Annotated in this window: 12 protein-coding genes; 4 read left to right on the top strand and 8 right to left on the bottom strand. The window is 63.9% G+C overall.

Annotated features, from left to right (window positions below; all coding sequences use genetic code 11):
- Positions 1-32 precede the first annotated feature (32 nt).
- From L5876_RS05090 to L5876_RS05075, 4 genes are all read left to right on the top strand, one after another.
- Complete coding sequence (locus L5876_RS05090) at positions 33-1,271, top strand: aminotransferase class V-fold PLP-dependent enzyme (protein WP_236955011.1); 1,239 nt, start codon at positions 33-35, stop codon at positions 1,269-1,271.
- A 9-nt stretch (positions 1,272-1,280) separates the two neighbouring features.
- A complete protein-coding gene (locus L5876_RS05085) occupies positions 1,281-1,709 on the top strand; it encodes an SUF system Fe-S cluster assembly protein (protein ID WP_236955010.1) in 429 nt (142 codons plus the stop codon).
- 8 nt (positions 1,710-1,717) lie between these two features.
- The gene (locus tag L5876_RS05080) at positions 1,718-2,077 is read left to right on the top strand and encodes an iron-sulfur cluster assembly accessory protein (RefSeq protein ID WP_236955009.1); all 360 of its coding nucleotides are present in this window, start codon (positions 1,718-1,720) and stop codon (positions 2,075-2,077) included.
- 99 nt (positions 2,078-2,176) lie between these two features.
- On the top strand, positions 2,177-2,782 hold the full coding sequence (locus tag L5876_RS05075; RefSeq protein ID WP_236955008.1) for a glutathione S-transferase N-terminal domain-containing protein: 606 nt from the start codon (positions 2,177-2,179) through the stop codon (positions 2,780-2,782).
- Here the strand turns inward: L5876_RS05075 and L5876_RS05070 are convergent.
- From L5876_RS05070 to L5876_RS05035, 8 genes are all read right to left on the bottom strand, one after another.
- The gene (locus L5876_RS05070) at positions 2,752-3,495 is read right to left on the bottom strand and encodes a TMEM175 family protein (protein ID WP_236955007.1); all 744 of its coding nucleotides are present in this window, start codon (positions 3,493-3,495) and stop codon (positions 2,752-2,754) included. The genes L5876_RS05075 and L5876_RS05070 overlap by 31 nt on opposite strands.
- Before the next feature lie 61 nt (positions 3,496-3,556).
- Complete coding sequence (locus L5876_RS05065; protein ID WP_236955006.1) at positions 3,557-4,609, bottom strand: GGDEF domain-containing protein; 1,053 nt, start codon at positions 4,607-4,609, stop codon at positions 3,557-3,559.
- Positions 4,610-4,711: 102 nt separating this feature from the next.
- On the bottom strand, positions 4,712-6,121 hold the full coding sequence (locus L5876_RS05060) for a DEAD/DEAH box helicase (protein ID WP_236955005.1): 1,410 nt from the start codon (positions 6,119-6,121) through the stop codon (positions 4,712-4,714).
- A 113-nt stretch (positions 6,122-6,234) separates the two neighbouring features.
- Positions 6,235-7,506, bottom strand: a complete 1,272-nt coding sequence (locus L5876_RS05055; RefSeq protein WP_236955004.1) for an amidohydrolase family protein — start codon at positions 7,504-7,506, stop codon at positions 6,235-6,237.
- On the bottom strand, positions 7,506-8,960 hold the full coding sequence (locus tag L5876_RS05050) for an amidohydrolase (RefSeq protein WP_236955003.1): 1,455 nt from the start codon (positions 8,958-8,960) through the stop codon (positions 7,506-7,508). Before L5876_RS05050 ends, L5876_RS05055 begins: the two co-directional genes overlap by 1 nt.
- Positions 8,961-9,048: 88 nt before the next feature.
- Complete coding sequence (gene parE, locus L5876_RS05045; RefSeq protein WP_236955002.1) at positions 9,049-11,142, bottom strand: DNA topoisomerase IV subunit B; 2,094 nt, start codon at positions 11,140-11,142, stop codon at positions 9,049-9,051.
- A 39-nt stretch (positions 11,143-11,181) separates the two neighbouring features.
- Positions 11,182-11,787, bottom strand: a complete 606-nt coding sequence (locus tag L5876_RS05040) for a hypothetical protein (protein WP_236955001.1) — start codon at positions 11,785-11,787, stop codon at positions 11,182-11,184.
- A 43-nt stretch (positions 11,788-11,830) separates the two neighbouring features.
- Positions 11,831-15,022, bottom strand: coding sequence for an autotransporter outer membrane beta-barrel domain-containing protein (locus L5876_RS05035; protein ID WP_236955000.1), 3,192 nt, complete (start codon positions 15,020-15,022; stop codon positions 11,831-11,833).
- Positions 15,023-15,046 lie beyond the last annotated feature (24 nt).

Here is a 15,046-nt window from a genome sequence, read left to right as displayed (position 1 = left end):
GTCGGGGGAGGGTTGGGGTGGGGGGCATTCCAATGAACGCGCCCGTCAAAGTTCCCACCCTCGATGTCGCCGCGATCCGGGAGCAATTCCCGATCCTGAAGCGCGAAGTGAACGGCCAGCCGCTCGTCTATCTCGACAGCGCCGCCTCGGCCCAGAAGCCGCGCGCGGTGATCGATGCGGTCAGCGGTGTCTACGAGCATAGCTACGCCAATGTGCATCGGGGGCTGCATACGCTCGCCAACGAGGCGACGGCGGCCTTCGAGGGGGCCCGAGAGAAGGTCGCGCGCTTCATCGGTGCGGACCGGCCCGAGCAGATCGTGCTGACTCGCGGCACGACCGAGGCGATCAATCTCGTCGCCTACAGCTTCGGCAGCACGCTGAAGCCCGGAGACGAGATCGTCCTCAGCCAGATGGAGCACCATTCCAACATCGTGCCCTGGCTCCTCCTCAAGGAGCGCGCGGGCGTCGAAGTGAAATGGGCTCCGGTCACCGATGCGGGCGAACTCGACTACGCCGCGCTTGAGGCGCTGATCGGGCCGAAGACGAAACTCGTCGCCATCACCCACATGTCGAACGTGCTCGGCACGGCCACCGACGCCAGCCGCATAACGGAACTGGCGCACGCCAGGGGCGCGGCTGTTCTGATCGATGGCTCCCAATCAGCGGTTCACATGGCCGTCGACGTGTCGGAGATCGGCTGCGATTTCTTCGCCCTGACCGGTCACAAGCTTTATGGCCCGACCGGGGCCGGGGCGCTCTACGCGTCAGGCGACTGGCTCGACCGGTTGCCGCCCTTCCTCGGCGGCGGCGAGATGATCGCCGATGTGTTCGAGGACGGCGTGACCTTTGCCGACGTGCCGCACAAGTTCGAGGCGGGAACGCCTTCCATCGCCGATGTCATCGGCCTAGGCGCGGCCATCGACTGGATGACCGGCCTCGACCGCACGGCGGTGATGGAGCACGAGAAGGCGCTGCTCGATCGCGCGACGCAGGGACTGTCCGCGATGGACGGTGTTCGCATCCTCGGCACGGCACAGGAAAAGGGAGCGATCCTGTCTTTCGCGGCCGACTGGGCGCACCCGCATGACATCGCGCAGATCCTCGATCGCTACGGCGTGGCGGTGAGGGCGGGCCACCACTGCGCCCAGCCGCTGATGCGGCGCATGGGCGTCAGCGCCAGCGCGCGCGCCAGCTTCGCTGTCTACAACACCCCTGAAGATGTTGACGCCTTTCTCAGCGCCTTGAACAAGGCGCGCGAGTTTCTCACCTAGATGAGTGCCATGACCGATACAGTGAAACGCGACGTGATCGACCTGTCCTCTCCGCCTTCGAGCGGCGGCAGCGAGCCTGTGCCCGCTGACGAGATGACCGTGGGCAGCGTTTCGGCCATCCCGCCCGAGGAAATCGAACGGATCACCACCGAAGTCGTCGCGGCGCTGAAAACCGTCTTCGACCCGGAAATCCCGGTCGATATCTACGAGCTCGGTCTGATCTACAAGGTCGATCTGGACGACGATTATTCGCTGAAGATCGAGATGACCCTGACCGCGCCCGGATGTCCGGTCGCCGGCGAAATGCCGGGATGGGTGAAGGACGCCGCCGAAACGGTCGAAGGCGTCACCCGCGCCGATGTGAACCTTGTCTTCGATCCCCCCTGGACCCCGGACCGCATGACGGACGAGGCCAGGCTCCAACTCAACATGCTCTAGGCGACACCATGACCCGCGAACGCCCCAAAGCCCTCAGCCTGACCGACTCGGCCGCTGACCGCGTCAAGGAACTCATGGCCGGCCGTGATGCCGGTTATCTCCGCGTCGGCGTGAAGAATGGCGGCTGCGCCGGCATGGAATACGTTATGGATTATGTCACGGAGCCTGACGCACTCGACGAACGCGTCGATGACAAGGGCGTCTCCATCGTGGTCGACGGCAAGTCGCTGCTTTTCCTGCTCGGTTCCGTTATCGATTACGAGACCACGACGCTGCATTCGAAATTCGTGTTCCGCAATCCGAACGAGACCGATGCTTGCGGGTGCGGCGAAAGCGTCACGCTGGTTCCGGCAAAGCTGGATAGCTGACACTTTTCCTCAGTTATTCGCTGACTGCCGGATTCCCTTTCGAAGGGCACGGGACTATCTGTGTCCGTCAGGCGCGCCGCGCGCCTCAAGGGACCGGCCATGAAGCTCTACATCTCCGAAACCTCGCCCTACGCCCGCAAATGCCGCGTGCTGCTGCGTGAGAAGGGCTTGACCTCTCGGATCGAGGAGATCGTTGCGCACCCGTTCGACAATGGCGCCGAGCTTCTGGAGAACAACCCGCTCGGCAAGGTGCCGGCCCTGACCCGCGAAGGCGCGACGACGCTCGTCAATTCGCCGCTGATCTGCGACTTCATCGATGCGCAGTCCGATCCGCGCTGGATCCCCAAATCCGGCCCGGCCCGTTGGCGGGTTCTGCGCTTCGAGGCGCTCGCAGACGGCATGATCGACCTGACCGTCGCGCGGCGGGTCGAGCTGACCAAGCCGGATGCCGAACCGTCCAAATTCTGGATCGAGCGCCAGGAAAATGGTGTCCGCCGTGCCCTGGATCAGCTCGAGTCCGAATCCGACAAATTCGGCGGTGCGGTCGATCTCGGGGCCGTGGCGATCGCCGTCGCGCTTGGATATCTCGATTTCCGCTATCCGGAGAGCCACTGGCGCACTGGGCGGCCTGGCCTTACCGCGCTCTTTGACCGCTGGTCGGAGCGGCCGTCCTTTCAGGAAACCGCGCCGCCGCTGGCCTCGTAGGCCTCAGCCCGCTTGCGCGCCCGGCTCGACAGCCAGGCCATCACCGGACCAATGAAGAAATAGACGCTGCCGGCGAACGGCGTGAACCTGGCCGGCAGCGCCAAGGCCAAGGCAATGGCGCACAGCGATATGGCGACGGAAGCGATGCCTTGCCGAACTTCCAGCCGGGTCATTTCCTTTTCCGCATCCGACAGTTCCAGAACGTCCGCCCGGTGTAGCGCATGGGCGTAGAGCAGCGCGAAAAGACCGAATACGGCGGCGTAGCCGGCGGCATAGATCGTCACCATCATGCCGGTCTGTTCAAACGTCATTACGGCTCCGATTTCATGTCCGGAAGCGTAACCGCGCGTGAAGAAGGTCACGAGGAAAGTCGCAAGGAATTTCAACGGATAGGCAAAAACCATGATCAGGAAGAGCACGGCCGAGTTCAGGAAGAGTGTGATCCCGTCCTCAAGATCGTAGCGGCGAAAGAAGGCGTGGTGCTTCGACCAGATCAACAGAACCAGCGCGAAACACATGCCGACCGCGATCACCTCGCGCCAAAGCGCCTGCAATTCGGCAAAGCTGGCCGGTACGGCGGAGGCGACGATCAACGTCAGCGATAATGCGAAGACGATGTCCGAGAGGTTTTCGAGGCGCGTGACGTCGCGGCCCCGCCACCGGAAGAAGCGCTCTCCGCGCAAACTGCGTTTCAGCGTGTGATCCGTGTCCAAAACGAGTCACTCCCCCTTGCGGGGGAGTGAAGCAGTCTTTCCCGGTCTGGTCGAGAGACGTCTAGGCAGCGTTGGCGACGTCGGCCGGATCTTCGGTCGTGACCCGGTTCCGGCCATTCTGTTTGGACTTGTAGAGATTGCTGTCGGCACGCTCGATCAGCGATTCGACGGACTCTCCGGCGCGGAACTGGGCGACCCCCATGGAAATGGTGATATTGCCCAGGTCCTCATTGGTCGACTTGCGCATCAGCTTCTTGGATTCGACCGTCTTGCGGATCTTCTCCGCGATCGCCGCGGCGTCGGCCAGCTTGGTCCTCGGCAGAACGATGCCGAATTCCTCGCCGCCATAGCGGGCGACGGTCTGGTGTTCCTCTGCGTGACGGGTCATGCAGCCAGCGACGAAGCGGATGATCTGGTCGCCCGTCTGGTGGCCCCAGGTGTCGTTGAAGCGCTTGAAGTGGTCGATATCGCAAAGAAGCAGGCACAGGGGCTGACCGTCGGCTTCGGTCTCGCGGCGGCCTTTGCGCAGCATCTCGTCGAATCGCTTGCGGTTGGCGATGCCGGTGAGGGCATCGGTCATCGCTTCTTCGCGCACGCGTTCCAGATTGCTGCGAAGCTGAGTCACCTCGCTCGATGTTTCGTGCAGCCGGCGTTCGAGATTGCGAGAGCGTTCCTGCATCTTCGCCGTGGCATCAATCAGCGTCTGCACCATCTGGCGCAGCGCCTCGGGGTCGGTCTCGCCGTCCAGATCGCCGGTCGCGCCCTGCAGCGTCTTGCCATAATCGATCTGGTCGCGATGGGCGGCGCGGAGAGATTCGCGCACTTCGCCCAATTCCTTGGACATCTGCCCGGAGCTGGCCATCACCGCGTCCTGAAGACGCTTCAGGCTGAAATATTTTTCGTAGAGCGTGTCGAGAAAGGGCTGGTCGAATGCCCGGCCTTCATCGATGTGCTTGTCGATCGCGTCACACAGCTCATTGTTGTGATCGCAGGCGTAGGAAGACCAGATCGCGTAGTTTTCCGCTGACGGAGGAATGTTGAATTCCTCCATATAATCCAGCGCTTTACGTGCCAGTGCCCAGCCTTCTGCCCGGTTCTGCAAACGTCCACTCACGGTGCCGTCCTTCTCTCCGCATCGACCCTTGCAGGCCGCCCCGTTGATGTGGAACGCTAGCGGCGAAGAGAAAAGATCAGGTAAACGGCCGGCCTGAATCGGTCAGGAATTGCGAAAGAAGGCCGGAACGTCGTTACCAAAGCCGAGAATTTTCCCGCCATCGCGATCATTCCGCGAAGATTTATCTCCGCGTGCGGGCCTTGAGTCCGCTTCGGTCGCGTCAGATTGGGTCTTGCGGCCACGTCCGCCGCGCTTGCGGCGGCCCTTGTTCTCCTCGGACCGGCCTTCCGGGGCCTTTTCAACGGACGGCTGAGCCGCCCTCTGTTCGGCCGGTTCGTCCTGCTCAGCCGGCTCGGACTTCGTATCCGGCCCGGACTTCGATTTTGTTTTCGCAAAATCCGCCAGTTCGATCTTCGATCCGATCAGGGCCTCGACCGCGGCGAGATTCTTGCCATCCTCAGGACCGGCGAGTGACACCGCTTCGCCCAGAAGTCCCGCCCGGCCGGTTCTGCCGATGCGGTGGACATAGTCGTCGGCATGATGGGGAATGTCGTAGTTGAAGACGTGGCTGACGGCGGGAATGTCGAGGCCACGGGCAGCAACGTCGCTGGCGACCAGGAAGCGGACTTCACCGGACTTGAACTTGTCCAGCGTTGCCGTACGGGTCGACTGGTCGAGGTCGCCGTGAATCGGTGCGGCCGAGAAACCGTGCTTTTGCAGCGACCGGGCCACGACATCGACGTCGCGCTTGCGGTTGCAGAAGATGATCCCGTTCTTCACGCCGTCCCGATCGAGGGCGGTGCGCAGCGCGTCGCGCTTCGCGCCGGGCGTGCGATCTTTCACTCGGATCAGCGTTTGCCGGACGGTCGTCGCAGTCGAGGCCGGGCGCGAGACTTCGACCCGCTCGGGATCCTTCAGGAAGCGATCGACAAGCCGCTGAATCTCCTTCGGCATGGTCGCCGAGAAAAAAAGCGTCTGCCGCTTCGGCGGCACCAGCGAGAAAATCCGCTCAATGTCGGGGATGAAACCCATGTCGAGCATGCGGTCGGCTTCATCGACCACCATGATCTGGACATCCGCGAGCAGGACCTTGCCGCGTTCGAACAGGTCCAGCAGCCGGCCCGGGGTCGCAACGACCACGTCAGCGCCGCGATTGAGCACCTGCTCCTGCGGTCCGAGCGCCACGCCACCGATCAGCAGCGCCATCGTCAGCTTGGTATTGACGGCGTATTTTTCGAAATTCTCCGCGACCTGCGCCGCGAGTTCGCGCGTCGGCGTGATGATCAGCGAGCGCGGCATGCGCGCCTTGGCGCGGCCTTTCGACAGGCGTTCGATCAGGGGCAGAGTGAAGGAAGCGGTCTTGCCCGTTCCCGTCTGGGCGATGCCCAGCACGTCGCGTCCCGATAGCGCAATCGGAATGGCTCCCGCCTGAATGGGCGTGGGTTCTGTGTATCCGGCCGCGTCGAGCGCGTTGAGAAGCGCGGGGCTCAGCCCCAGGTCTTTGAAACTCATTCCTACCTGACTTGATGCGTCAAACGGGAACGGCCGCCCCAGAATGGAGCGGCCGCCCGCGAGGTCGCGCGCACCATAATCGGCGCGCTTATTGAGTCAACGCACAGGCCTGCCTAATGGCGATAGCCGAACGGCGTTGTGTCTTCGATGTCGCGATAGCGTTCCGCCAGACGGGTCTGCCGCGACTCCATCTCGGTTTCCTGGCCATCGATGAAAACATGGGTCGGTGCGCTCATCACTTCGAGCGGGTCCCCGTCCCAGACGACAACGTCCGCGACATAGCCCGGCGCCAGAGCGCCATACTGGTCACCCACGCCATAGACTTCCGCTGGAGTCAGGGTGATCGCCCGGAAGGCGTCGTCCCACGGCACACCGTGCGCGACGGCATTACCGGCGTGCTGTGGCAGCAGGCGGGCATTGAAATACCCGTCCGCCGTCTCGGTCGTATAGGCGACCGTGACACCGGCGGCATCAAGGCGCGCCGGGGCTTCCAGCGTCGAACCGAGCGAGTCGAACGAGAAGGGCAGGTTGCGCACGGGGTCGATCAGGACCGGGATGTCCGCTTCGGCCAGCTCGCTCGCCACCATCCACGCTTCCGCGCCGCCTTGAATGATGAGGCGGACCGGAGCGTGTTCCTCTGCGAAGCGGATCGCCCGCAGTATGTCGGAAGCACGGTCGACAGACATCACCAGCGGCACACGGCCCCGCGTGACATCGACCAGCGCTGCGGCATCCAGACGGCTGAGTACATTGCCCTCCGATCCGCCGCTATACCGGCCGGGATAGGCCCGGGCATCGTCGAAAGCCGCCTCAAGGAAAAGCCAGGCCGCTTCGCGGGACCCGCCCGCGGTTGCCGCACCCGATTGGCTGAGGTCGGCAAAAACGAAGCTGCCGAATTCAAACAGGGAATCGTTCCGGCCGGAGGTATTGCCGAGCGCGCCCTGGCCCGCGAACAATTCCTCACCCGTCGAAGGGAAGACGGCAAAGCGGGTCAAACCTTCGATCCGGTTCGACGCGATGTAGGAATTGCGCGGATTGAACGCATCCGACACGTCGATCGCCACGGAGAAACCGGTTTCCGATGCCGACGCATCATTGGCCGAATCTTCCAGCGCGACCTCGATCAGGCCAAGCTGGGTGAAGGGGGCGAAAATGCCCGGGGTGATCCATCCGCCTTCGGCGTCGACCGTACGCGCGCCTTCGGGAATGGCGACATCGCCGCCGACCGCGACGACGACGCCGTCACGGATCAGAACGGTCCCGTTTTCGATCACACCCTGATCGGTGTTCGTGATGACACGGCCATTGGTGACGGCGATTTCCTGCGCGAGGGCAGGGCCGGTGGCTGCGAGGCCAAGGGCGAGAAGAGAAAGAAGGCGTTGCATCAGTCGTCTCCTTCACCGGGTTGGCCGAGTTCGAAATCGCTCACCGGCTGGCGGTCGGGGTCGCTGCGGTCATACATCAGGGCGCCGTCGATGAAGACCTGATCGGCGACCGCATAGGTCGAGTAGGGATTGGCGGACCAGATCACGACGTCGCCGCGCTTGCCGGCTTCAAGAGATCCGGTCTCGTCGAAAATACCAAGCGCGCGCGCCGGGTTGGACGTGAGCCAGGCAAACGCCTCTTCCTCGGAGATGTCGAGGCCCAGCCGCCGGCCATCGGAAAGCGCCTTGGCGACCTCCTGATTGAGCCGCTGGATGCCGAGCCCGTCGTCGGAGTGAATCATCGCGCAGGCACCCGCCGCGTGGATCAGGGCGAGGTTTTCACGGATCGGGTCATAGGCTTCCATCTTGAAGCCGCCCCAATCGGCCCAGACCGCTGCGCAGATGTCGTTGTCGCGCAAGAGGTCGGCGACCTGATAGCCTTCCACCGCGTGGTGGAACGTCGTCACCTGGTAGTCGAACTCGTGCATCATATCGATGACCTGGGCCATCTGATCGTCGCGGTAGCAATGCATCTGCACGAGGATTTCACCGTCGAGCACGCCCATCAGCGTGTCGAGCTCGAGGTCCCGGGTTGGCGGTGTGGCTTCTTCGCCTGCTTCCGCGTCTTCCCAGTATTCGTGCCAGCTGTCGCGATAGTCGCGCGCGCGGATCCAGGACGCCCGGTAACCGGCCATATTGCCCATGTCCGTCGCAGGCGAGGAGCCGCGATTGCCATAGACGCGCGACGGGTTTTCGCCGCACGCCATCTTCAGCGTGTAGGGCGCGTCAGGGAACTTCATGCCCTGGACCGTACGTGACGGCACATTGCGCAGGGTCACACCGCGGCCGCCGAACAGATTGCCCGAACCGGGCAGGACGTGAAGCGTGGTCACGCCGCCGGCGAGCGCGCGGGCAAAGCCCGGATCCTGCGGCCAGACGCTGTGCTCGGCCCAGACTTCGGCCGTATTCGGCTGGGTAAGCTCATTGCCGTCCGAATGCGCGGAAACGCTCGGTGAGGGATAGACGCCGAGGTGGGAGTGGATGTCGATAACGCCCGGCGTCACGAAGCGGCCAGACGCATCGATGACGGTCGCGTCCTCCGGTGCTTCGATATCGGTTCCGATCGCGGAAATGCGTCCGTCGACGATCAGCACGCTGCCGTTTTCGATCCGGCCGCCCACACCGTCGAAGATCGTGGCGTTGGTGATCAGCGTCGTGCCGCTCGGCAGCGGCGCATAGGTCGACGGATAAGGATCGAGATTGATCCGGACGATATCGCTGTCGCCGCTCTCGTCTGTGTTGGTACTGCCGGTCGCGGCCGCGTCGCCGTCATCGCTGCCTGAAGGCGTCTCTCCGCCCCGGTCGCACGATGCCAGCGCGACCGTTGCAGCCAGAATGGCTGCCCATCGCGTCATGTCGGAAATCATGTTGCTCCCACCCCAAGAATTGCGTCCGCGCCAAGTGTCGGCGCCACGGCATTCAACACATGACGGCGGGTCTACGTCAAACGTCGATCGAGGCCCCGAAATCCGGCGCGTGGGTCTGGATGTATTCGAAGCGCAGTTCGGGCTTGCGGCCCATCAGCGTCTCGACCAGCGCCTCGAAAGAGGGGCGTGCGGCGTCGTCGAACGTGATGCGGGCGAGTTGGCGCGTGGACGGGTCCATCGTCGTCGATTTCAGCTGCGGCGGCGTCATCTCGCCGAGGCCCTTGAAGCGGCCGATCTCGACCTTCCCGCTCTTGAAGACCTCCCGGGTCAGTTGTTCGCGGTGCGCGTCGTCCTTGGCGTAGACGGTCTTGCCGCCCTGGCTCAGGCGGTAGAGCGGCGGCTGCGCCATGAACAGGCGCCCGGACCGGATCAGGTCGGGCATGGAACGGTAGAAGAAGGTGATCAGCAGCGCGGCGATATGCGCCCCGTCGACATCGGCGTCGGTCATGATCACGACGCGCTCATAGCGCAGATCGTCGATATTGAAGCGGGCCCCGGTGCCGCAGCCGAGCGCCAGCGTCAGGTCCTGGATTTCCTGATTGGCGGCGATCTTGTCGAGACTGGCCGACGCGACGTTCAGGATCTTGCCGCGCAGCGGCAGGATGGCCTGCGTCTGTCGATCGCGGGCCTGTTTCGCGGAGCCGCCGGCCGAGTCGCCCTCGACGAGGAAAATCTCGGTATTGTCCGACCCCGCACGGCTGCAGTCGGCGAGCTTGCCGGGCAGGCGCAGCTTGCGCGACGCCGTCTGGCGTTTGACCTGCTTTTCCTTGCGCCGCTTCAGGCGATCCTCGGCCTGCTCGATACACCAGGCGAGCAGGCGCTCGGCCTCTTTCGGTGATCCGGCGAGCCAGTGATCGAACCGGTCGCGCACGGCCGTCTCGACCATGCGCGTCGCTTCCGGTGTCGCCAGCCGGTCCTTGGTCTGGCCCTGGAATTCCGGGTCGTGGACGAAGACGGAGACGAGCGCGCCGGCCGTGCCCATCACGTCGTCCGGCGTGATCAGCCCGCCCTTCTTGACGCCGGACAGTTCGGCATAGGCGCGAAGCCCTTTGGTCAGCGCATTCCGCAGACCCTGTTCATGCGTACCGCCTTGCGGAGTCGGGACGGTATTGCAGTAGGAATCGATGAAACCGTCGGCCTCCCCGAAACCGTTCGCCGACCAGGCGATCGCCCATTCGACCCCGCCATGGCCTTCCTCGCGTTCGATCTTGCCGGTAAAGCGGTCGGTCGTGACGAGCGCTTTCTTGGCGACGATCTCCGCCAGCCGGTCGGCAAGACCACCCGGGAAGGAGAACACGGCCTCAGGCGGCGTTTCCGTGCCTTCGACGAGCTCCGGCGCGCACTTCCAGCGAATCTCGACGCCTCGGCGCAGATAGGCCTTCGACCGCGCCATCTGGAACAGGCGGGCCGGGCGGAAATGTGCGCGTTCGCCGAAGATCTGCGTGTCCGGCACGAATCGGATCGAGGTGCCGCGCCGGTTCGGCGTCGGACCGACCGTCTCCAGCGGACCGAGCGGCAGCCCGCGTGAATATTTCTGGGCGTAGAGCGTCCGATCACGCGCCACTTCGACATCAAGCTCCGAGGCGAGGGCGTTCACCACCGAGATACCCACGCCATGGAGGCCGCCGGACGTCTTGTAGGCCTTGTCGGAGAACTTGCCGCCCGCGTGCAGCGTCGTCAGCACGACCTCAAGCGCCGACTTGTTCGGGAATTTCGGATGCGGATCGACCGGGATGCCCCGGCCGTTATCGACGACCGTCACCGATCCCTCGGAATCAAGCCGGATCTCGATCCGGTCCGCCCAGCCCGCGACAGCCTCGTCCATCGAGTTGTCGAGGATTTCGGCAAAGAGATGATGCAGGGCGCGTTCGTCGGTGCCGCCGATATACATGCCGGGGCGGCGTCGGACGGCTTCGAGGCCTTCAAGCACTTCGATCTGCGATGCGTCATAACCTCCGCCGAATCCGGAGGGAGCCGAGGGCGCCGCGGCAGCCGGCTTCACATCCTCCGTAGCGGCGGGCTTCGCCGACGCAGGCTTCGGTGCCTCCTCTCGCGGTTTCGGCGAGGCGGGCGCGGAGAACAGATCGGATTGCGATTCGGGGCGGCTCATGCCCCGAGTCATGCCAGAATCGAAGGGGTCTGTGCAGCCTTAGAGCAGCCAGAAGCGGCCGCGATTGAGCCGGCGTTCACACCCGTCGAGCTGGCCCTGATACCGCGCCGCATCGCGGGCGACCTCGTCGGCGGCCCGCATCAGCCAGCCCTTGCTGCGATAGGTACCGCGATTATAGCCCGTATGGCCCTCGTGATAGGCGAGGTAGAGGGCGCGGGCATCGTCGTGCCGGATGTTCGACAGTCGGCCGCTCATCTGGCCATACCAGCCGATGAAGTCGACGGCATCGCCGAAATCGTCGCGGTCCGCACCGCGATTGCCCGTCTCGTCCCGGTACCAGTCCCACGTGCCATCGAGCGCCTGGGCGTAGCCATAGGCCGAACTCGGCCGCGGGCCGGGAATGATCCCTAGAAGGCGGGTGCGGGCCGGGCGGGCATGGGCGTTGAAGCTCGACTCGCGTTTCAGGATCGCCAGCTGAATCGCCGGCGGGATACCCCAGCGCCGTTCGCTGCGGCGCAAATCGCGCCACCAGGACCGGTTGTCTTCAAGGATCAGGCAGGCATCGGTGACCTGTTCAGGCCGGTAATGCCCGCAGGCCGATACAAGCGTCGCCACAAACAGAAGAGGCAGGACAGCTTTGCGCATGTCCTGCCTCTAGTCTGAACACGGTTAATCGCCGGTAAGCGCCCTAGAAGACGAGGCGGAACAGCAACCGGATCGTGTGACGCGTGAACGAGTCGCGCAGGTCGGCGTCGTAGTCGAGCGTGAACGTCGAATAGTCCGAACCGGCATTCAGAGCGAAACCGACCACCGCACCGGTGCCCGGCAGATCCGCCGCACGGAAGGTGAAGGGATTGTTGTAGCCCACGAAGGACGCCGTGGTTTCGGATTCGACACCGCCGAAATCATTGCGGTAGCCGACGCGGAATTGCGGCTCCCACCAGCTGTCGCCGCCACCGAAGCGGCGTCCGACCGTGAAGCTGGCTGTGGAAGCGAACGTCGTGCTTGTGCGGTCCTCGACGGCGAGGTCGATGCCCGCGCCGCCACCGGTCTCGGTGTAGGCTTCTTCGAAAATGGTCAGATAGTCGACCGAGACGGCCGGGCGCGCATACCAGTCGCCCATCATGAAGTCGCGGCCGAAGCGGGCCGAGGCCGACCAGTGCCAGCCGGTCCATTCCGCGGTCGCGGTTTCGTCGAACGTGCCGATCAGGACGCGCCGCTCAGCCTCGAACCGGTTCACGCCGGCGCTGGTGTAGAACTCGCCGCCGAACGGTCCGAAGTCGATACCGCCATAGGCACCCAGCTGGGCGGTGAGGGCGGTCATCGGCTGGTCGAAGCCGTCGGATTCGGAAATGTCGCTCGCCGCACCGGCCATGTTCACGCCGAGGGCGTAGAACGGGCCTGCCGGACGATCCACGCCCATGGCGAGACCGAAGCCGTGACCGCGATAGCCCGGGCCGAAGGCATTGGCTGCACGATCGGCGAAGTAGGCGAATTCCTGCGCCCAGATGCCACCCGTATTGCGCGGGCTGCGACGGGCGGCGTCGAGACGGCCGGAGACGGCGCCAAGCGCGCTGTCATTGCTCGCCATCGCGAACTGCAACGCGCTGGCCGAGTATTCCGGCATCAGCTGGTTGTAGGCGTTGTAGAAATCCGTCGCCGTCGTGAGCGCAGCAAAGGCAGCGCCCAATGCGGCACGATCCGACCAGGTCTGGAACGCCGTGTTGTAGGCGACGGCCTGGTTGCCATGCATCCCGAGCTCGTCGGCCGTCTTGCGGCGCATCGTCAGGATCAGCGTGTTGGGATCGTTCGAATCGCGCGTCAGCGTCGACGCGTAGAGATACGGTGCATCGGTATTCTCGAGCGAGGACAGCGCCTCGTCGATCACCAGGCTGTTGGCGCGCAGGACAACATAGGTTGCGCCTTCACCGATCAGATTGCTCAGCGATGCGGTCACGCGAGAACCGGACTGGAAGGTCACGGTGCCGCTGGCATCCAGCAGTGGTTGATTGGTCGGCGCGGTATCGACCCGGAAGATCAAACGCGAACCATCGGCAAACGTGGCTTCGCGGATGTTGGCGGTTTCGCGGTTCAGAACCTCGAGCGAGCCGCCCGTCGCGTTGATGACGAGGTCGTTGTCTGCATCGTTCAGCGAGCTGGATACAGCTCCGGTACCAGAGATGCGAAGTTCGTCCGAACCGGTTCCGAAATAGAGATCGCCGCGAATGAAGCCTGCCGAAATGTCGATCAGGTCGTCGGCCGAACCCAGTAGAATGTCGCCGCGAACGCCGAGATCGCTTTCGTCGGTTTCACCTTCGGCGAGCATCTGACGGAAAGTGACCGACTGGGTGGCCCCGGAAACGTCGATTGCGATCGCCTGGACAACTTCTTCGGGCGAGTCGTTCCGGTCGACATTGGGAATAATGGATCCGTCGACGGAACGGAGCAGAGCCGAGATCGCGCCGGTGTTCTCGATCAGGCGCAGCGTATCCGACTGGTCGGTGATCGCGATCGAACTGCCGCCGCCGGTGGCCTGCGCCAGCATCGTGCCGGAGTTGCGCAGGGTCGGCGTGTTGGCGCCCGCCTCGATCAGCACGATACGGGCCGTCGCATCCCGGCCCTCGACACTCGCGTTCATCTGCGACTGGTTTTCAACCAGCGCGACCATGGAACCGTTGCCGAGCACGAGTGCGGTGGCAACGGCGCGATAGGCGCTCGACCGGATCGTGCCGGTGTTCAGAAGGCCGCCTTCGAGCGTCGTCGTGAACAGCTGGTTGCCGTCGTCATATCCTTCGATCCGAACGGATTGGGCATCCACGCCTTCGAACAGGCCAAAGGAAGAGATCGTGCCGTCGTTCACGAACCCGAAGTTGAAGGTCAGATCGTCGGTGTCGTCTTCATTGAGAAGCCCGGCCGAGACAGTGACCGCACTGAGCACGATATTGCTGGGATTTTCGCCATGCCGGCCGGAAATCCAGATCGCCGGCGCTTCGCCCCGGGTCGTGACCGTCGCTTCGGCGTCACCTGTCAGCACATCGCCGCCGCCGAGATAGACGCCGCCGCCGATGCTGGAGCCGATCTGGATCGCCGAACCGCCCTGGAGCGTGTCGTCGTCATCCAGGATGACGTTCTCGCCCGGACGGTTGGCGACGCGATAGCCCGACGCGTTGATGTTGCCGCGGATCAGGAAAAGGCCGTCGACGACTTCGCCGACGTGGACGCCGACCGAGCCTTCACCATTGATGACCATATTGCCGTCGGTCAGAAGGTCTCCGGTCACGCGGGCCCGCGATTCGATGCCGTAGGAGAAATCACCCGTCATCGTGATCCGGCCGTTACTGACCAGATCGCCGTTGATGCCCGCGAGGTTCCGGATGCCGGCGGACTGATTGCCAACGACGGTGATGCCGCCCGCGGACGTGTTGATCACATCGCCGTTGAAGGGGGAATTGCCGTCAACGAGAATGCCGACGCGGTTCGTTCCGGACGCGAGCGGACCATCGACATCACCGTCGCCATCGACATCTACGGCGACCGACTCTTCGGTCAGATTGATGCCGCCGGCGTTGGTCAGCGTGCCCGTGCGGCCGCCTTCGACGAGGATGCCAACCGCATTGTCGGCATTGGAAATGTTGATCCGGCCATTGTTCGTGATCGTGTTGTCGGAATCCAGGATGACGGCCGGTCCGCCTTGTCCGTCGGCAAGCGTGACCCGGCCGTTGGTGCCGATCACGATATTGTCGGCATTTCCGCCGTTTACCGTCGATGTACGGATCGGATCAGTGCGCTCGTCATCAACCGTCGTGTCCGCGAAGGCGGCACTGGTGGCGGCCAGGAAGGACGCGCCCAGCGCGCTGGTCAGCAACAAACGATTCCGCATAACGCCTCACTTGAACATAAATCG

Origin of the sequence: Hyphobacterium sp. SN044 (assembly GCF_021864465.1) — a bacterium.
Lineage (GTDB): Bacteria > Pseudomonadota > Alphaproteobacteria > Caulobacterales > Maricaulaceae > Hyphobacterium.
The sequence above is the reverse complement of the archived record's forward strand: the minus strand, read 5'-3'. Positions and strand labels throughout refer to the sequence as shown.